Here is an 18,435-nt window from a genome sequence, read left to right on the forward strand (position 1 = left end):
GGCTTCTCGGGGCGGGGGTACGCAATCGACACAGGAGGACCCGAGTGGCTCACGAGCGAGCGGGACAACGGGCACAGGCATCGGATCTGGTCGATCTGTCGCACCTGGTGACTGCCTACTACAGCGTGAAGCCGGACGTCGAGAATCCCGATCAGCAGGTCGTCTTCGGTACCTCCGGACATCGTGGATCGTCTCTGGACGGCGCCTTCAACGAGGACCACATCGTGGCCACGACACAGGCCATCGTGGAGTACCGGTCCGCGCAGGGCACCACGGGACCGCTCTTCCTCGGTCGCGACACCCACGCGCTCTCCGAGCCTGCGTGGGTCACCGCAGTCGAGGTCCTCGCGGCCAACGACGTTGCGGTGCTGGTGGATTCGGCAGACCGCTACACACCCACCCCAGCGGTGAGCCACGCGATCCTGCGTCACAACGCCTCGGGTCCGTCGGCGCTCGCGGACGGCATCGTCGTCACGCCGTCCCACAATCCGCCGCGCGACGGCGGTTTCAAGTACAACCCGCCGAACGGTGGACCCGCCGACAGCGACGCCACCTCGGTGATCGCGGCTCGCGCCAACGAGATCCTGCGCTCCGGTGTGTCCTCCGTGAAGCGCGTGACTCTGGCGTCGGCACTGGCCGGCTCCGTGCAGAAGTACGACTTTCTCACCACCTACGTGGACGATCTCCCGTCCGTCGTCGACATCGATGCCATCCGGTCCGCGGGTGTCCGCATCGGCGCCGATCCACTGGGCGGTGCGAGCGTCGACTACTGGGCGGCCATCGCCGAGCGCCACCGCCTCGATCTGACCGTGGTCAATCCGCTCGTCGATGCGACGTGGCGGTTCATGACCCTGGACACCGACGGCAAGATCCGGATGGACTGCTCGTCGCCCAACGCCATGGCGTCGTTGATCGGGGCTCGGCACGACTTCGACGTCTCGACGGGCAACGACGCCGATGCGGACCGGCACGGCATCGTCACCCCCGACGGCGGACTGATGAACCCGAACCACTACCTCGCGGTGGCGATCGACTATCTGTTCTCGCACCGGCCGGGATGGCCCGCCGAGGCGGCGGTCGGCAAGACCCTCGTCAGTTCCTCGATGATCGACCGCGTCGTGGCCTCGCTCGGCCGCACCTTGCTCGAGGTGCCCGTGGGGTTCAAGTGGTTCGTGCCCGGTCTCGTCTCCGGTGAGATCGGGTTCGGCGGCGAGGAGAGTGCCGGCGCCTCCTTCCTGCGGACGGACGGATCCGTGTGGACCACCGACAAGGACGGCATCATCCTGGCCCTGCTCGCCTCCGAGATCACCGCGGTGACCGGGAAGACACCGTCGACCCGCTACCGGGAGCTCACCGAGCAGTTCGGTGACCCGTCGTACGCACGCACCGATGCGCCCGCGACGCGCGAGCAGAAGGCCGTGTTGGCGAAGCTGTCGGCGGAGCAGGTCACCGCGACCACCCTGGCGGGGGAGGACATCACCGCCACGCTCACCTCGGCTCCCGGGAACGGGGCGGCTCTGGGCGGACTCAAGGTCACCACGGACAGTGCCTGGTTCGCCGCCCGGCCGTCGGGTACGGAGGACGTCTACAAGATCTACGCCGAGTCCTTCCGCGGCGCGGAGCACCTCGCCGAGGTGCAGAGCGCCGCACGCGATCTCGTGTCGTCCGTCCTGACCGGGGAGTGAGCGCCGCAGCAGGGGCCGGTGCCGGGACGCGGGGGACCGCCCCCGATCCCACTCGCGACATCTGGATCCTCGTCTCGGCCGCATTCGTCATCGCACTCGGCTTCGGCATCGTCGCGCCCGCACTCCCGGGTTTCGCGCTCGCGTTCGGGGTCGACGAGTTCGCGGTCACCGTCATCATCAGCGCCTTCGCGGCGACTCGTCTGATCTTCGCGCCCGCCAGCGGATCGCTGGTGCAGCGCATCGGCGAGCGCCGGGTCTACCTCACCGGTCTCGTGGTCGTCGCGGTGTCGACCGGGCTGTGCGCTCTGGCCCAGACGTACTGGCAACTCCTGCTGTTCCGTTCGCTCGGCGGCATCGGGTCCACCATGTTCACGGTGTCCGCCCTGGGGCTGCTCATCCGGATCGCCCCGCCCGATCGCCGCGGACGCGTCTCCGGCATGTACGCGTCGAGCTTTCTCGCCGGCACCGTCCTCGGGCCGTTCGTGGGTGGCATCGTGCTCGGTGTCGGAGGTCTGCGGGCGCCGTTCGTCTTCTACGCCGTGACGCTGGTCGCGGCCGCCGCCGTCGTCGCGGTGGGCCTGCGCACCCCCGCCGCGACGACCGAGGCCGACCGCGACGCGGCAGTCGTGTTGCGCTTCGCCGACGCCCTGCGCTCGCCGACGTACCGGTCGGCCCTGCTGTCCAACTTCGCCAACGGGTGGGCGGTGTTCGGCGTGCGCACGGCCATCGTGCCCCTGTTCGTCGTCGCCGCACTCGGACGCAGCGATTCGATGGCCGCGGTGGCTCTCGCGGTGTTCGCGGTGGGCAACGCGGTGGTGTTGGTGCCCGCGGGACGATGGTCCGATCGGTACGGGCGCAAGCCGTTCCTCGTCACCGGGCTGTTGCTGTGCGGCGCGTCGACCGCGACCATGGGCATCTCGGGGTCCACGGAGGTGTTCCTGGCGATCACCTTCGTCGCCGGGCTGGGGTCGGGGCTCATCACACCGACCCAGCAGGCGGCGGTGGCCGACATGATCGGCTCCCGAGCCCGTGGAGGCCCTGTTCTCGCGGCGTTCCAGATGGCCATGGACGTGGGCTCGGTCATCGGGCCGCTGGTCGCCGGTGTTCTCGTGACGGAACTCTCCTACGCGGCCGCGTTCGGGACCTCGGGCGCCATCCTGCTGATTGCCGCGGTGGGCTGGATGGTCGTCCCCGACACGCGGTCCGGGCGGGTGTCTCTGACCGGAAAGCCCACCGCGGTGCCGATGGACCCGGACGATGACTCAGGTGGTGCCGACACCGATGAGGGATCCGACGGCATAGGTCGCCGCGACGGCGAGTGAGCCGAAGAGGAGTTGGCGGAGCGCCCCGACGACGGTCGATCGTGAGGTGAAGTGCGCGGCGAGTGCGCCCGCGATCATGAGACCCACGGCCCCACACGCGAGCCCGAGGGCGAGGACGTCCGATCCCAACAGGAACGGGACGATCGGAATGATCGCGCCGATCGAGAACAGGACGAAGGACGATCCGGCCGCGACCCACGGTGACGGCTTCTCGGTGGGGTCGACACCCAACTCCCGCGAGATGTGCAGATCCACCGCACGATCGGCGTCCGTGTGGATCTCGCGCGCGGCGACAGTGGCCGTCTCGGTCGACATGCCCATGTCGGTGAGCATGCCCACCAGCTCGGCCTGTTCGGCCTCCGGGTACTTCGTGAACGCGGCACGCTCGGTGGTCACCTCGGCGTCGATCTGCTCGTTCTGAGTGGACACCGACGTGAACTCGCCGAGTGCCATGGAGAACGCTCCCGCGACCAGGCCGGCGATACCGCTGAGCACGAGCGTGTGCGTCGAGACGCCCGCACCGCCGACACCCGCGATGAGCGAGGTGTTGGTCACCAGTCCGTCCATGGCCCCGAACGTGGCGGCCCGGAGCCAGCCCCCGGAGACGTCGGCGTGCGTGTGATCGATGTCGTGGGGCAGGCCGGGGCCTTCCTCGACGGGCACGGCGGACGCCTGCGGATCACGGGGTTCGATGTGGGTCACGGGGCGAATGTACGCGCGCCGGAACGTCTCTACCAGCAAGCATTGGCATACCTGACATCCAGTTCTCAGCACACTGTCAGTCGCGCGTGACACAGTATTCGCGTGAATGCCTCGAAATCGTCGTCATCGAAATCGTCGAGCAAGTACACGCCGCAGAAGTCGTCGAGCACATCGACCTATGTTCTCGGTGGTCTGGCTCTTCTCGTCATCGCGGCCGTCGTCATCGGTGGAGTGCTGTGGCAGAACTCCCGGAGTGAGCCGCGCGCCGACGGATACGGGTCCGTGCAGAATGCGGCGGTCACCACCTCGGTCGACGACGACGGGGTGGTGCGGCTGGGTCTGCCGGAGGCGACACGCACGGTCGACATCTACGAGGACGCGATGTGCCCGTACTGCGCCGAATTGGAGAACACCTACGGCCAGGAACTCGCGCAGAAGATCGACGACGGCACCATCGCGGTGCGCTACCACATGCTCGACTTCCTGAATCAGCTGTCGGCCAGCGGCGACTACAGCACGCGGGCTGCTGCCGCGTCGCAGTGCGTCGCCGCCGAGGGGGACGGGCCCGCCTACTCCGCTTTCCATTCGGCCCTGTTCTCTGCGGACTTCCAGCCGGAGGAGAACGGCAGCGCAGATCACACCAACGACGAGCTCGCCGCTCGCGCCACCGAGGCGGGTGCCTCCGCCGAGGCTGCGCAGTGCATCACCGACGGAACGCGGGTGGCGGACGCCGCCACGGACGCCGCGACAGGCAGCGCAGCGCTCGCGGCTGCCGGCGCGCGAGGAACCCCGACGGTGATCGTGGACGGCGCGATCGTCGACACCACCACCAACTCCGCCTGGGTGTCCGATCTCGGCTGACGCGGATTTGGACCTCGTCGAACCGATGGTGTAACTTCGGTCGAGCGTTCTTCGAGCGGTGCGAAACACTGTTTCTCGCGGTGAGAAGAGCACGGGGCTATGGCGCAGCTGGTAGCGCACCACACTGGCAGTGTGGGGGTCAGGGGTTCGAGTCCCCTTAGCTCCACCCGAACACGAAAGGCCCCGTACCGATCAGGTACGGGGCCTTTCGCGTGTGATGCTCGTGTCCGGCGTCAGTGCGCGGCGTTGTACGCGCTCTGCACCTCGGACGGAATGCGCCCTCGGGTCGACACCGTGAATCCCGCCTGCACGGCCCATTCGCGCACAGCCCTGGTCTGTTCGGGGCTGCGGCGTCCCATCGGCTTCGTGCTCCGTCGGCCGCTGTGCGCTCTGGACGACACCTTCGCCGCGTGCTCGATGTAATAGCCCACGACACGCCGGAACTCGGCGGCATTCTCGGGTCCGAGATCGATTTCGTAATGAGTTCCGTCGACGGCGAACGTGATGTGCTCGCCGTCGTCCTCGAGAGGTGTTCTGTCGATGTCGTCGACCAGCTGAACAACGACCTTCTTCGCCATGTCTTCTGCTTTCCTCGCTGTGCTCGGTCACTCACGCTTTATCGGGACCATACCGTGTGCGACACCCTTCCAATTCGGTCGGGGGCGGCCGGTACACGTCATTTTCTCGGAGCGCGGAGCCATTGTGCACGGATATCGCGATTCACGCCGTTCGGACTGCGGAACGGTCACGAAGGGGTCACGGACGGCTACCGATCATCACACGTTCAACCAATTTGCCACGCCATTCTTGGTGATGCGGAGGAAATCCACTCGGCGCGCTCGCGCCACGGCGGAGAGTGGGTCGTGCGCGATCCTCGACTGCACGTGCATCGGTGAGTCGGAGCCGGCTGACGTACCCTGACGCGGTGTCTCGCAGCGCTGTTCCGGTCGTCCTCGTGGCCGGGTACCTCGGATCCGGCAAGACGACGTTGCTCAACCATCTCCTTCGCCGCAATCACGGGATTCGAATCGGTGTGGTGGTCAACGATTTCGGCGCCGTGGACATCGACTCGATGCTGGTCGCCGGGCAGGTCGACTCGATGATCACCCTGGGTAACGGGTGTCTGTGCTGCGCGGTCGACACGGAGGACTTGGACGAGATGTTCGGGGCACTCACCGCGACCAGTGACGCCGTCGACGCGATCGTCGTCGAGGCCAGTGGTGTGGCGGAGCCACGTGCTCTCATCAGGATGGTCGTCGCGAGTACCGACTCGCGCATCCGGTACGGCGGCATGGTGATGGTCGTGGACGCCCTGCACGTGCTCGAGTCGACGGCTCGGCACCAGCACCTCGCTCAGCATCTCGGTCTCGCCGACCTGGTCGTGGTGAACAAGGCGGATGCGGTGGATCCCGGACGCATCGACGAGGTGCTCACGCTGGTGCGCGACGCGGCTCCCGCTGCCCCCACGGTGGTGACGTCGCACGGCGCCGTGGACGTGTCGCTCCTTCTCGATCCGCCGGAGCGCCCGGACGACGGGCCCCGGCAACTCGCCCTCGACGATCTCCTGCGGGAGCAGGACGACCCCCACGACCACCTGCACACGAGCTACGAGACGTTCAGCGTCGAGACCGGCGACTGCCTCGATCCGCGGGCGTTCTTCGAGTTCCTCGAGAACCCGCCACCGGGGCTGTATCGATCCAAGGGGTTCGTCCGCTTCGGCCGTGGCGCAGCGCGATTCGTCGTCCAGACGGTCGGCGTCCACATCGACGTCGAGACCGCCTCGTCCCGCGGAGACACCGCACTGGTCTTCATCGGCTCGGGACTCGACGTCGCGGCGGCGCGTGCCCGGATCGAGTCGATGATCCGCACCGAGAGTGCCACCGACGCAGAATCACTCGTGGTGCACAGGTTCTTGCGCACCGGCGACCGCTAGAGTCCCACCCACTCGCTCGTCCCGCCGGGGAACTGCTGGCGCTTCCAGATCGGCACCTCGGTCTTGATGCGATCGACCAACGCCTGCAACGCCGCGAACGCCTCGGCGCGATGGGGAGACGCGACCGCGGCAACGAGAGCGGTGTCACCGATCGTGAGGTCGCCGACGCGATGCACTGCCGCCGTCGGCAGACCGGACGACGCGGCCGCGTCCTCGCAGCAGCGCCGGAGGAACTTCTCGGCGTCGGGGTGGGCTCGGTACTCGAGTGCGGACACCGACTCGCCGTGGTCGTGGTCGCGCACAACTCCCCAGAACACCAGCACAGCGCCATGTTCGGGACCCGAGACGGCGTCGGAGACCTCCGCCGGATCGATCGGATCGCTCGAGATCCGGGCGAGAATGTTCGTCATTCGTGAGCACCGCCCCCGCGTACCTGGGCGACGAGATGGTCCACGATCGGATCCAGCACCGTCAGTCCGTCCTTCACTCCACCCGGTGATCCGGGCAGGTTCACGATCACCGTTCTTCCGGCGACTCCCACCAGCCCCCGGCTGATGGAGGCGTGCACGGTGGCTGCCAGTCCCGTACGCCGAATCTCCTCTGCGACACCGGGCAGTTCGCGATCCAGCAGTGGCCGGGTGGCCTCGGGAGTGGCATCGGTGGGGGAGACACCCGTGCCCCCGGTGCTGACGACCAGGGCCGGCCCGCCGGTGAGGGCATCCCGCAAACCCGCGGCCACGTCGGCGTCGGCCACGACGAGAGGCCCGCGGACCTCGAAACCTCGGTCGCCGAGCCACGACACGATACGTGGTCCCGTGGTGTCCTCGCGCGTCCCGGCAGCGCTGCCGGTGGACGCGACGACGACGACCGCCGTGCGGTCGCCGAGAGACGTTGCCGCAGGGGTCGTGTCGGGGTGGTGGTCCTCGCGCGTCCACACGCCGCGCTTACCTCCTTCCTTGCGGATGAGACGGACCGACTCGATGGACGCTGCCGGATCCACGGCCTTGACCATGTCGTGCAGCGTGAGCCCGGCGATCGACACCGCCGTGAGTGCTTCCATCTCGACACCCGTCCGCCCCGTGGTGACGGCGGTGGCCTCGATCGTGATCGTGTCGTCGGTGAAGCCGAAGGACACCGCGACCGAGGACAGCGGAAGCGGATGGCACAGCGGAATGAGATCGGAGGTCCGCTTCGCTCCGGCGATGCCGGCGATACGCGCGGTCGACAGGACGTCGGCTTTCGGCATGCCGTCGGCACGCACCAGGGCGATCACGTCCGGAGTCGTCCGCAGCGATCCGGCGGCGACCGCAGTGCGCGTGGTCTCGCTCTTGCCACTCACGTCGACCATGCGGGCTCGGCCATCGGAATCCAGGTGCGAGAGCGCTCCGTACGCACCCTCGGACGACGTCACAGCGGGGGAATCGTTCACAACGGCCACACTCGCACACTGTTGCCCGCGGGTACCTCGACGGTGTCCGCGGGCACGTCGACCAGGACATCCGCCGCGGCCATCGACACCACCAGGTGCGACCCCGGTCCGGACGACACCACGACGCCCGTCTCCGTGAGCCGGCCGCGCAGGAATTGCCGCCGTCCAGGGAGGGAGTGGACGGCGTCGTCGGCGATCCGCTCCATGATCGCTGCCCCCGGTAGGCCCGCGAGCCTGCGGATCACCGGACGGGCGAAGACGAGGTAGGACACCAGGGTGCTCACGGGATTGCCGGGGAAACTGATGACCGGAGTGCCGTCGAGGTCGGTCCACCCCTGCGGCCCACCGGGTTGCATCGCGACGTGAGTGAACGTCCCTCCTCGTGGCCCGAGAACGTCTCGGACCACCTCGAAGTCGCCCATCGAGACACCCCCCGAGGTGAGAATCACGTCCGCGGCCTCCGTCGCGTCGGCCAGCATCGCGGAGAACTCGTCGGCGGTGTCGGTACTGCGGCCGCGGAACGTCACCACGGCGCCGTCCGCGGTCACCGAGGACGCGAGCGTGAGACCGTTCGAGTCGTACAGCTGGCCGGGTCCGAGCGCGCTGCCCGCCTCGACGAGTTCGGCGCCGGTAGCGATGACCGCGACGCGCAGCCGGGGGCGGACGGTGACGTCGAACCGGCCGACGGCCGTGAGAGCGCCGAGGTGACGGGGGCCGAGCGTCGTGCCGGCCGGGACGACGACCGACCCCGCCGCGATGTCGCTGCCCTGCTCCCGCACGTACTCACCCGAGCGCCGTGAGCCGAGGATGCGGACACCGTCCCCGTCCATCTCGGTGTCCTCGACGGGGATCACCGCGTCGGCGCCCTCGGGTACCGGAGCCCCGGTCATGATCTTGCGTGCCGTGCCCGACCGATGCCGTTCGTTCCCGGCATCGCCGGCGGCGAGAACACCGGTGACCGGCAGTGTGACCGGTACGCGGGCAACCGATTCCACGTCGACCGCGTATCCGTCCATCTGGGAGTTCCGGAAGTTGGGGACGTCGATGAGGGCCTCGATGTCCGCGTGCGTCACGCGGCCGAGCGCATCGGTGAGCGGAACCGTCTCCGGGGGGCGAGCGGACCACGCGCGGGTGATCATCTCGTCGATCCGAACGGCGTGATCCTCGACCGAGCGTGCCGACGTCGTGTGCGCATGGCCCATGCGGTCATCCTAGAGCGGGAATGAGGAGGGCCGGGTTCCCGTTGCCCAGAACGGGCATACTGACCTGAACGGCTAGTGGAGGTGATCGGATGACGACGGTGAGCATGGGAATGCCCAGCCTGCCCGGTGTCGTACGTGCGCCGTCCGCCCTATCGGGTCCGCAGGACATGATGGTGGGCCGTCCCGATGTGCCGCACCTGGTGGACAGTTTCGGTCGCATCGCGCGGGATCTGCGGATCTCGGTGACCGAGAAGTGCTCGCTGCGATGCACCTACTGCATGCCGGCGGAGGGGCTGCCGAACCTGGAGTTCGAGCAACTGCTCACCGCGCAGGAGATCGCCCGCCTCGTCGGCATCGCCGATCAGCTCCTCGGGGTGCGCGAGGTCCGCTTCACCGGCGGCGAACCGTTGGTCCGCAAGGACATCGTGGACATCATCGCCCTGACCGCTGAGCACGCACCCGGTGTCGAGTTGTCGATGACCACCAACGGCATCGGCCTCGAACGCCGAGCGGAGCGGCTGCGCGCGGCGGGTCTGACCCGGGTCAACGTCTCCCTCGACACGATCGACCGCGAGCACTTCGCGTCGCTGACCCGGCGGGACCGGCTGCCCACGGTGCTCGCCGGTATCGACGGTGCCCTGGCGGCCGGTCTGACGCCGGTCAAGATCAACGCCGTTCTCATGCGCGAGACTTTGCACGGCGCCCGCGACCTGGTGCAATGGTGCCTGGACCGGGGTGTGGATCTGCGGTTCATCGAGCAGATGCCGCTCGACGCGGACCGGGAGTGGGCCCGTTCGACGATGGTGTCGGCGGCGGAACTGTTGGACGTGCTCGGGGAGCGGTTCACGCTCACCGAGATCGGGCGCACCGACCCGTCGGCGCCGGCCGAGGAGTGGACCGTCGACGGTGGCCCCGCCACGGTGGGGATCATCGCCTCGGTGACCCGCTCGTTCTGCGCCGATTGCGATCGGACGCGGTTGACGGCGGAGGGGACCGTGCGGTCGTGCCTGTTCAGCGATTCCGAGACCGATCTGCGGGTGGCGTTGCGCGGGGGTGCGGCCGACGAAGACATTGCCGACCTCTGGCGTGGAGCGATGTGGAACAAGTGGGCCGGGCACGGGATGGAACGTGAGGACTTCGTGCCGCCGGAACGTTCGATGGGTGCCATCGGTGGCTGAGTCCGTGACGGTGGGCGTGCGGTACTTCGCGGGGGCCGCGGACGCTGCGGGCACCACGCAGGAGTCGTACGAGCTGAGGGTCGGTGCGACCGTGGCGGACGTGAAGTCGGCGCTGCGTGGACGCCACGGGGAGAAACTCGATCGTGTGCTGGCGGTGGCGGTGTTCCTCATCGGCGACGAGATGGTCCGCGATGACGCCTACCCGGTCGGTTCCCGGGTCGACGTCCTGCCGCCCTTCGCCGGCGGCTAGCGGTGTCGTTCGTCAAACGGCGCAAGGATGCGCATCCCGACTTCTTCGCCGCCGAGGCAGCGGGTCTGCGGTGGCTCGCCGACGGGGGAGCGCCGACGGTCGACGTCCTCGAGGTCGCTGCCGACCACATCGTTCTCGAACGCCTCGACTCCGTCCGGCCCACACCCGACGCCGCTCGCCGGTTCGGCGCACTGCTCGCCCGAACCCACGACAGTGGTGCTCCCCGCTTCGGCTCGCCGCCTGCGGGTTTCGACGGAACGCTGTTCATCGGATCACGCACCATGTCGTCGGTGGAGCACTACCGCTGGGGCGAGTTCTACGCACAGCAACGGGTGCTGCCCTATCTCCGTGTCGCGGTCGACGCCGGCACGGTCACGCGGGACGAGGCCGACCTCGTGGAGCGCGCCTGCTCCGTCGTCGCGGACGGGTCGTTCGACTCGACCGACCCTCCCGCGCGTCTGCACGGCGACCTGTGGACCGGCAACGTGCTCTGGACGCCCGGCGGCGTGACGCTCATCGACCCGGCGGCGCACGGCGGGCACCGCGAGACGGATCTCGCGATGCTGTCACTCTTCGGCTGTCCGCACCTCGAGCATGTGCTCGACGGTTATCAGGAGCAGCACGAGCTCGCTCCGGGTGCCGAGGAACGGGTGCCCCTGCACCAGCTGCACCCACTCGCGGTGCACGCGGCCGGTCACGGCCGGAGCTACGGCGTGGCACTGGCCGACGCCGCGACGCGGACCCTCGCGCTGGCCTGAGGTCAGGCGGAGGCGATGCGGCGGGCGAGGTCTTCCCAACCGTCGGCGAGGCGCTCGGTCGTCATTCCTGCGTCGCGTTGCAGATGCAGCACGAGAGTGGCCTCGAGCGGAGCGAGCAGCGCATAGGCCAGCAGCGTGACGTCGCCGGACACGCCGGTCTGCCGCAGCAGTGTGCTCACATGGGTCAGGCCGACCGCGTGGGCGGGCGCGGAGAAGCGCGAGACGGGGGAGTTCTCGGCGGCCCGCAGCACTTCGCCCTGCACCGCGACCAGGTCGAGGCGGGCACGGCCGAACGCGACGAGTCGATCGAGCGGTGGTGCGCCGGGGCCCAACGGGGGAGGACCGAAGAGGAAAGCCTGTTGGAGTTCGGTCTCGGTATGGTCCAGAAGCGCGAACATCAGACCTGCGCGGTTTCCGAACCGGCGGAACACCGTGCCCTTTCCCACGCCCGCGCGGGACGCCACGGCATCCATGGTGACGGCGTCGGCTCCGCGCTCGTCGACCAGCCCGATCGCGGCATCGAGGAGCAGACGGCGGTTGCGCGCGGCGTCGCAGCGCTCGCTGTCGTCGGCTGCCATCGGCAGCGGGGCATGTGTCACACCCCCAGGATAGCGCGTCACGGAAGAAAGTGGACTACGGTCCGGTTGTAGATCACAGACACACACTTCCTCGAAAGGACTCATTTCATGAGCCGCGTCATCGCACTCGTCGGCAGCCTCCGCGCCGCCTCCATCACCCGTCGCCTCGCCGAGACCGCCGCGTCCGTCGCACCCGAGGGTGTCGAGGTCGTCATCCACGAGGGTCTCGGAGACCTTCCGTTCTACAACGAGGACATCGACACCCCCGAGTCGGTCGCCTCGCTCGACACCGTGACCGCTCTGCGCTCGGCCGTGCAGGACGCCGACGCCGTGCTGCTGCTCACGCCCGAGTACAACGGCACCATCCCGGCAGTCCTCAAGAACGCCATCGACTGGCTCTCCCGCCCGTACGGTAGCGGCGCCATCTCGGCGAAGTCCACCGCCGTCATCAGTTCCTCACCGAGTGCGAACGGTGCCCGGTGGGCCAAGGAGGACACGGCCAAGGCGGCACGCATCGCCGGCGCGAGCGTGCTGGACGACGTCGACCTCGCCATCGGTGGCGTGGTGGCCGCGATCGACGGAGGGCATCCCCGTGACAACTCACAGATCGCCGCGGACATCGCCGAGGTCGTGACTGCTCTCACCCGCGCCGAGCTCGTCGACGCCTGACTGCGAGCGGGGGCGTGTCGCGACGCGCCCGACGTACCGCGACACGCCGCGAATATCCGCGTCCGACCAGGTAATTCCACGAGTGTCATTACAAAGTGTGGTGTTGCCTTGCACTGTCGGACACTAGGTGTAGTGTCTTGAACACCGAGAGGCCACCACGGCTCGAGGCCCGCATCACCCCCTTTTCGGAGGGGTGGATCCGGGCCCGGCCAGGTCTCTCGGGCAGGTTGTCAGTGGTGTGCACAGCAGAGTCGGCGGGTCTCGCTTTCTCCAGTGCGATCCCACAGCAGCAGTGCAGGACAGCTCTCGGGCGAACAGCGAGCGCATCCGGACACAGGATGCGGAGAAGAGGATTCATGAGCGCCACCACCGTCACCGTCTACACCAAGCCCGCCTGCGTGCAGTGCAAGGCCACGTACCGCGCTCTCGACAAAGAGGGCATCGAGTACGACGTCATCGACATCTCGCAGGATCCCGAGGCACGTGACTACGTCATGGCGCTCGGTTACCTGCAGGCACCCGTCGTCGTCGCAGGCGACGACCACTGGTCCGGCTTCCGCCCCGACCGCATCAAGACCCTCGTCACCGCCGCTGCCTGAAGCGCGACCGCCGCGCCTGACGTCGAGGAGGCCGGCCCGGGTGAGTCCCCGACTCACCGCTGACGGCCGGCCCACCCGGTCCGCGCCGTCGCAACAGTGAAAGCAGTGCGCAGAGTCGGCGGAGGATGGAGCATCGTGTCCGAATCGCTGGTCTACTTCTCGAGCGTCTCGGAGAACACCCACCGGTTCGTGGAGAAGCTCGAGATCCCCGCGACGCGCATCCCCGTCCGCTATCCCCGTGACGACGTGGAGATCGACCGTCCGTACGTCCTGATCCTCCCGACCTACGGCGGCGGCGCCACCGCGCTGGGGCGCGACACGAGTTACGTCCCCAAGCCCGTCATCCGGTTCCTCAACGACGAGCACAATCGGTCCCTCATCCGCGCCGTCATCGCCGCGGGCAACACCAACTTCGGCGATTCGTACTGTTTCGCCGGGGACGTGGTCTCGGCGAAATGTCAGGTCCCGTTCCTCTATCGCTTCGAAGTCATGGGTACCCCGGAGGACGTGGAGCGGGTCCGCACCGGACTCACCGAGTTCTGGGACCGGCTCGACGCGACCTGCACCATCTGATCGTCCGCACCAGTACCGCCCATCATCGATCTCAGGAGTACGCACATGGCACCGACCATCACCGACTCGTCTCCCGCCGTGTCGCGCCGTGACGACTCGGAGCTCGACTATCACGCTCTGAACGCGATGCTCAACCTGTACGGGCCGAACGGCGAGATCCAGTTCGAGAAGGACCGGGACGCCGCGCGGGCGTACTTCCTGCAGCACGTCAACCAGAACACGGTCTTCTTCCACAACCTCGACGAGAAGCTCGACTACCTCGTGGAGGAGAACTACTACGAGGCAGAGGTTCTCGACCAGTACTCGCGATCCTTCGTCAAGGGTCTGATCGAGCACGCCTACTCGAAGAAGTTCCGGTTCCCCACCTTCCTGGGTGCGTTCAAGTACTACACGTCCTACACGCTCAAGACGTTCGACGGGAAGCGCTACCTGGAGCGCTTCGAGGACCGGGTCTGCATGGTCGCGTTGACGCTGGCCGCCGGCAACGAGATGCTCGCGACCGATCTGGTCGACGAGATCATCGCCGGCCGCTTCCAGCCGGCCACCCCCACGTTCCTCAACTCGGGCAAGAAGCAGCGCGGCGAGCCCGTCTCCTGCTTCCTCCTGCGCATCGAGGACAACATGGAGTCCATCGGTCGCTCCATCAACTCGGCCCTGCAGCTGTCCAAGCGTGGCGGCGGAGTCGCGTTGCTGCTCAGTAACATTCGTGAGTCCGGTGCGCCGATCAAGCGCATCGAGAACCAGTCGTCGGGTGTCATCCCGATCATGAAGTTGCTCGAGGACTCGTTCTCGTACGCGAACCAGCTCGGAGCGCGGCAGGGTGCCGGCGCGGTGTACCTGCACGCGCACCACCCGGACATCTACAAGTTCCTCGACACCAAGCGCGAGAATGCCGACGAGAAGATCCGCATCAAGACGCTGTCCCTCGGCATCGTCATCCCGGACATCACGTTCGAGCTGGCGAAGAAGAACGAGGACATGTACCTGTTCTCGCCGTACGACGTCGAGCGCATCTACGGCAAGCCCTTCGCCGACGTGAACGTCAGCGAGACGTACCACGAGATGGTCGACGACGCGCGCATCCGCAAGACGAAGATCAAGGCGCGCGAGTTCTTCCAGACCCTCGCCGAGCTGCAGTTCGAGTCGGGCTACCCGTACATCATGTTCGAGGACACGGTGAACCGGGCCAATCCCATCGAGGGCAAGATCACGCACTCGAACCTGTGCTCGGAGATCCTGCAGGTTTCCACGCCGTCCACGTTCAACGAGGATCTCTCGTACAGCCATGTGGGCAAGGACATCTCGTGCAACCTGGGTTCGCTGAACATCGCGAAGACCATGGACTCACCCGACTTCGCGCAGACCATCGAGGTCGCTATCCGCGGCTTGACGGCCGTGTCGGACCAGACCCACATCTACTCGGTGCCGTCCATCGAGCAGGGCAACAACACCTCGCACGCCATCGGCCTCGGCCAGATGAACCTGCACGGCTACCTCGCTCGTGAGCGCATCCACTACGGCAGCGAGGAGGGTGTCGATTTCACCGACATCTACTTCTACACCGTGCTGTTCCATGCGCTGCGGGCCTCGAACCGTCTGGCGAAGGAGCGCGGCAGCTACTTCGGAGGCTTCCCGCAGTCCAAGTACGCGTCGGGCGAGTTCTTCGACAAGTACACCGAGCGCGCCTGGGAGCCGAAGACCGCGCGTGTCCGAGAGTTGTTCTCCCAGTCGGGAATCAGCATCCCGACGCAGGACGACTGGGTCGAGTTGAAGGCGTCGGTGCAGCAGCACGGCATCTACAACCAGAACCTGCAGGCCGTCCCGCCGACCGGCTCCATCTCGTACATCAACTACTCCACCAGTTCCATCCACCCGGTGGCGTCGAAGATCGAGATCCGCAAGGAAGGCAAGATCGGCCGCGTCTACTACCCGGCGCCCTACCTGACCAACGACAACCTGGAGTACTACCAGGACGCGTACGAGATCGGCTACGAGAAGATCATCGACACGTACGCGGCTGCGACGCAGCACGTCGACCAGGGTCTGTCCCTCACGCTGTTCTTCAAGGACACCGCGAGCACCCGCGACATCAACAAGGCGCAGATCTACGCGTGGCGCAAGGGAATCAAGACGCTGTACTACATCCGGCTGCGCCAGATGGCCCTCGAGGGGACCGAGGTGGAGAACTGCGTCTCGTGCATGCTCTAGTGGGCTTCGCCCCCGTGCGCCTTTTGCGCATCTGACGATGCGCAAAAGGCGCACGGACGGGTGTCGTACCGGTCGTGCACCATCCCCGCATGCGCATCCGGGGGGACGAACATGAATCGCATCGGCTAGTGGACGACCAGTCAGGCCTGTTCACTCAATCGCAAGTGACGGGCCTCGGGTACAGCCGAGACAGAGTTCGGCGCCACGTCGAGTCGGGCCGCTGGGCGATCGTTCTTCGGGGCGTCTACGCCATCGCAGCAGGTCCGCTCGATCGGGAACAGACTCTGCGCGCCGCCCTGCTCTACGGCGGCCCGGACTCCTTGCTCAGTCACCGGAGCGCAGCGGAGGAGTGGGGTCTGCGGCGAGTCTCATCGGGTGCACGCGCCCATGTCACGGTTCCCTACGGCCGTTCGGCGCGGTGCCAGAGTCCCACCAGGGTTCGCTCCCGAGTGACGGCGACGGGACCGGTGGCCCGCGTCGGGTCAGTTCTACATCCCGGGGTCGTGGTGCATCGGTCCCGCGCTCATGCACACATCGTGCACGACGGGCCGCTACCGAGAACCCGTGCGGCCGACACGGCGATCGACCTTGCGACATCCGAATCGACTGCGCGCGAAGCGATGACGAGTCTGGTGTCCTACGTGAGCAGTCGGATCGTGCGCCTCGACGACATCCGTGAGCGACTCGAGAAGCGTCGCCCCTACCGCTACCGTGTGGCCCTCGAACAGGCTGTGCGGTACATGTCCGACGGGGTGCAGTCCGTTCTCGAACTCGCGTACGCACTCGAGGTCGAGCAGGCGCATGGATTTCCCGTCGGTGCACGTCAGAGCCCTGTTCGCGTCGACGGGCGGACATTGTTCGAGGATGTCGACTATTCGAACGTCGGCGTCGACCTGATCGTTCGACTGGACGGCCGTCGGTTCCACGCGATGCCCGGCGTGGCCTTCCGCGACCGTCGACGCGATAACGCCGCGGAACTTGCCGGCCGCCCGCGTCTGGTCTTCGGGTACGACGAGGTGGTCGACGATCCCTGCGGTGTCGCACGTGAGGTGACGACCGTCCTCCGTCGTGAGGGGTGGGTAGGCGAGTGGTCGGGCTGCGCCCGTTGTGAGCGTCGTGCGCATCTCTGAACGCGCATGAGGCGCACGGGTCGGAGACACACGGTGTTGTGTTGGCCCCCGGGGCATGCCACAACGGGTAGTGTTGCCGTCAGTGACAATTCGCGGCCACGGCCGCATTTCTCGCAGTCCCCGGCGCACCGCAGGTGCAGCCGTGAAGCAGAGTCATCGATCAGCAGGTAGGTACCCATGGTGAAGCTCATCGATCGCGTCTCCGCGATCAACTGGAACCGCGTCGTCGACGACAAGGATTCCGAGGTCTGGGATCGGCTCACCAGCAACTTCTGGCTGCCCGAGAAGGTGCCGATCTCGAACGACATCCCGTCCTGGGACACGCTGACGGACCACGAGAAGCAGCTCACCATGCGCGTCTTCACGGGTCTGACGCTGCTCGACACGATTCAGGGCACCGTCGGCGCCGTGTCGCTCATCCCGGACGCCATCACTCCGCACGAGGAGGCGGTGTACACCAACATCTCGTTCATGGAGTCGGTGCACGCCAAGTCCTACTCGTCGATCTTCTCGACGCTGTGCTCCACGCGCGACATCGACGATGCGTTCCGCTGGTCGGAGGAGAACCCGAATCTGCAGCGCAAGGCGTCCATCGTCATGGACTACTACAAGGGCGACGACCCGCTGAAGCGCAAGGTCGCCTCGACCCTGCTCGAGTCGTTCCTCTTCTACTCGGGCTTCTACCTGCCGATGTACTGGTCCTCGCGGGCCAAGCTCACCAACACTGCCGACCTCGTGCGCCTGATCATCCGCGACGAGGCCGTGCACGGGTACTACATCGGCTACAAGTACCAGCGCGGACTCGAGACCCGCTCGCCCGCCGAGCGCGAGGAGCTGAAGAACTACACGTTCGATCTGCTCTTCGAGCTGTACGAGAACGAGACCGAGTACACGCAGGACCTCTACGACGAGGTCGGCCTCACTGAGGACGTCAAGAAGTTCCTGCGCTACAACGCGAACAAGGCGCTCATGAACCTCGGCTACGAGGGCCTGTTCCCGAAGGACGAGTGCGACGTCAACCCGGCCATCCTGTCGGCGCTCTCACCCAACGCCGACGAGAACCACGACTTCTTCTCGGGTTCGGGCAGCTCGTACGTCATCGGCAAGGCAGTCAACACCGAGGACGACGACTGGGACTTCTGACCCACCTCACCTCGGGGCACCGTCCGCTTTGCGGGTGGTGCCCCGAGTCATGTCTGGTGAGGGCCGAGCACGTGCGCCGTTGCGCCCTCCTGCAACGGTTGTAGCAATCTGCACCGGTTGTAACCGGTGAAGGTGGCCGAAATCGGTGAGGGTGTGCGGGCGCGCCCGACACTGTCCAGCGGTGCCCACAGGACGCGTCGGCGCGGCCGGACGGC

Annotated in this window: 19 protein-coding genes and 1 tRNA gene; 14 read left to right on the forward strand and 6 right to left on the reverse strand. The window is 67.1% G+C overall.

Annotated features, from left to right (window positions below; genetic code table 11):
* Positions 1-44: 44 nt before the first annotated feature.
* Positions 45-1,685 (forward strand): phosphoglucomutase (alpha-D-glucose-1,6-bisphosphate-dependent), encoded by a 1,641-nt coding sequence (pgm, locus tag HQ325_RS19105; RefSeq protein WP_308014669.1) that lies wholly within the window; start codon positions 45-47, stop codon positions 1,683-1,685.
* The gene (locus HQ325_RS19110) at positions 1,682-3,007 is read left to right on the forward strand and encodes an MFS transporter (RefSeq protein ID WP_308014668.1); all 1,326 of its coding nucleotides are present in this window, start codon (positions 1,682-1,684) and stop codon (positions 3,005-3,007) included. The genes pgm and HQ325_RS19110 overlap by 4 nt, the downstream gene beginning before the upstream one ends.
* Here the strand turns inward: HQ325_RS19110 and HQ325_RS19115 are convergent.
* Positions 2,948-3,670 (reverse strand): VIT1/CCC1 transporter family protein, encoded by a 723-nt coding sequence (locus tag HQ325_RS19115; RefSeq protein ID WP_308014768.1) that lies wholly within the window; start codon positions 3,668-3,670, stop codon positions 2,948-2,950. The genes HQ325_RS19110 and HQ325_RS19115 overlap by 60 nt on opposite strands.
* 141 nt (positions 3,671-3,811) lie before the next feature.
* Here HQ325_RS19115 and HQ325_RS19120 point away from each other — a divergent pair, with 141 nt between their 5' ends.
* Positions 3,812-4,570, forward strand: coding sequence for a thioredoxin domain-containing protein (locus tag HQ325_RS19120; protein WP_222631785.1), 759 nt, complete (start codon positions 3,812-3,814; stop codon positions 4,568-4,570).
* Between the two features lie 93 nt (positions 4,571-4,663).
* Positions 4,664-4,736, forward strand: a tRNA-Ala gene (locus HQ325_RS19125).
* Between the two features lie 67 nt (positions 4,737-4,803).
* On the opposite strand, the gene HQ325_RS19130 is transcribed toward HQ325_RS19125, so the two are convergent.
* Positions 4,804-5,148, reverse strand: coding sequence for an Lsr2 family protein (locus HQ325_RS19130; protein WP_222631786.1), 345 nt, complete (start codon positions 5,146-5,148; stop codon positions 4,804-4,806).
* Between the two features lie 347 nt (positions 5,149-5,495).
* Here HQ325_RS19130 and HQ325_RS19135 point away from each other — a divergent pair, with 347 nt between their 5' ends.
* A complete protein-coding gene (locus HQ325_RS19135; RefSeq protein ID WP_222631787.1) occupies positions 5,496-6,503 on the forward strand; it encodes a GTP-binding protein in 1,008 nt (335 codons plus the stop codon).
* Here the strand turns inward: HQ325_RS19135 and HQ325_RS19140 are convergent.
* From HQ325_RS19140 to glp, 3 genes are all read right to left on the reverse strand, one after another.
* On the reverse strand, positions 6,500-6,913 hold the full coding sequence (locus HQ325_RS19140; protein ID WP_222631788.1) for a molybdenum cofactor biosynthesis protein MoaE: 414 nt from the start codon (positions 6,911-6,913) through the stop codon (positions 6,500-6,502). The two genes, HQ325_RS19135 and HQ325_RS19140, sit on opposite strands and share 4 nt — an antisense overlap.
* Positions 6,910-7,851, reverse strand: coding sequence for a bifunctional molybdenum cofactor biosynthesis protein MoaC/MoaB (gene moaCB, locus HQ325_RS19145; protein ID WP_222632594.1), 942 nt, complete (start codon positions 7,849-7,851; stop codon positions 6,910-6,912). Before moaCB ends, HQ325_RS19140 begins: the two co-directional genes overlap by 4 nt.
* 77 nt (positions 7,852-7,928) lie before the next feature.
* Complete coding sequence (gene glp / locus HQ325_RS19150) at positions 7,929-9,134, reverse strand: gephyrin-like molybdotransferase Glp (protein ID WP_222631789.1); 1,206 nt, start codon at positions 9,132-9,134, stop codon at positions 7,929-7,931.
* A gap of 89 nt (positions 9,135-9,223) precedes the next feature.
* Here glp and moaA point away from each other — a divergent pair, with 89 nt between their 5' ends.
* From moaA to HQ325_RS19165, 3 genes are read left to right on the forward strand one after another with little or no spacing between them, the layout of a single operon-like run.
* On the forward strand, positions 9,224-10,312 hold the full coding sequence (moaA, locus tag HQ325_RS19155) for a GTP 3',8-cyclase MoaA (protein ID WP_222631790.1): 1,089 nt from the start codon (positions 9,224-9,226) through the stop codon (positions 10,310-10,312).
* Positions 10,305-10,562, forward strand: coding sequence for a MoaD/ThiS family protein (locus tag HQ325_RS19160; RefSeq protein WP_308014667.1), 258 nt, complete (start codon positions 10,305-10,307; stop codon positions 10,560-10,562). The genes moaA and HQ325_RS19160 overlap by 8 nt, the downstream gene beginning before the upstream one ends.
* A gap of 2 nt (positions 10,563-10,564) precedes the next feature.
* Positions 10,565-11,320, forward strand: a complete 756-nt coding sequence (locus HQ325_RS19165) for a fructosamine kinase family protein (RefSeq protein ID WP_222631791.1) — start codon at positions 10,565-10,567, stop codon at positions 11,318-11,320.
* Positions 11,321-11,322: 2 nt separating this feature from the next.
* On the opposite strand, the gene HQ325_RS19170 is transcribed toward HQ325_RS19165, so the two are convergent.
* Positions 11,323-11,919: a TetR/AcrR family transcriptional regulator gene (locus tag HQ325_RS19170; protein WP_222631793.1), complete on the reverse strand. Its 597-nt coding sequence runs from the start codon at positions 11,917-11,919 to the stop codon at positions 11,323-11,325.
* Between the two features lie 87 nt (positions 11,920-12,006).
* On the opposite strand from HQ325_RS19170, the gene HQ325_RS19175 reads away from it, so the two are divergent.
* The 6 genes from HQ325_RS19175 (at position 12,007) to nrdF (ending at position 18,220) form a co-directional block, all read left to right on the forward strand.
* Complete coding sequence (locus HQ325_RS19175) at positions 12,007-12,567, forward strand: NAD(P)H-dependent oxidoreductase (RefSeq protein ID WP_222631795.1); 561 nt, start codon at positions 12,007-12,009, stop codon at positions 12,565-12,567.
* A gap of 356 nt (positions 12,568-12,923) precedes the next feature.
* Positions 12,924-13,166: a redoxin NrdH gene (locus HQ325_RS19180; protein WP_222631797.1), complete on the forward strand. Its 243-nt coding sequence runs from the start codon at positions 12,924-12,926 to the stop codon at positions 13,164-13,166.
* 135 nt (positions 13,167-13,301) lie between these two features.
* Positions 13,302-13,739 (forward strand): class Ib ribonucleoside-diphosphate reductase assembly flavoprotein NrdI, encoded by a 438-nt coding sequence (gene nrdI / locus HQ325_RS19185; RefSeq protein ID WP_222631798.1) that lies wholly within the window; start codon positions 13,302-13,304, stop codon positions 13,737-13,739.
* Positions 13,740-13,784: 45 nt separating this feature from the next.
* Positions 13,785-15,947 carry a class 1b ribonucleoside-diphosphate reductase subunit alpha gene (nrdE, locus tag HQ325_RS19190; protein WP_222631799.1) on the forward strand — a complete coding sequence of 721 codons (2,163 nt, stop codon included), beginning with the start codon at positions 13,785-13,787 and terminating at the stop codon, positions 15,945-15,947.
* Between the two features lie 89 nt (positions 15,948-16,036).
* Positions 16,037-17,077: a type IV toxin-antitoxin system AbiEi family antitoxin domain-containing protein gene (locus HQ325_RS19195; RefSeq protein WP_222631800.1), complete on the forward strand. Its 1,041-nt coding sequence runs from the start codon at positions 16,037-16,039 to the stop codon at positions 17,075-17,077.
* A gap of 177 nt (positions 17,078-17,254) precedes the next feature.
* Positions 17,255-18,220 (forward strand): class 1b ribonucleoside-diphosphate reductase subunit beta, encoded by a 966-nt coding sequence (nrdF, locus tag HQ325_RS19200; RefSeq protein WP_056445506.1) that lies wholly within the window; start codon positions 17,255-17,257, stop codon positions 18,218-18,220.
* The last annotated feature ends 215 nt before the right edge of the window (positions 18,221-18,435 follow it).

Source organism: Rhodococcus sp. BP-349 (assembly GCF_019835845.1).
Classification (GTDB): domain Bacteria; phylum Actinomycetota; class Actinomycetes; order Mycobacteriales; family Mycobacteriaceae; genus Rhodococcoides.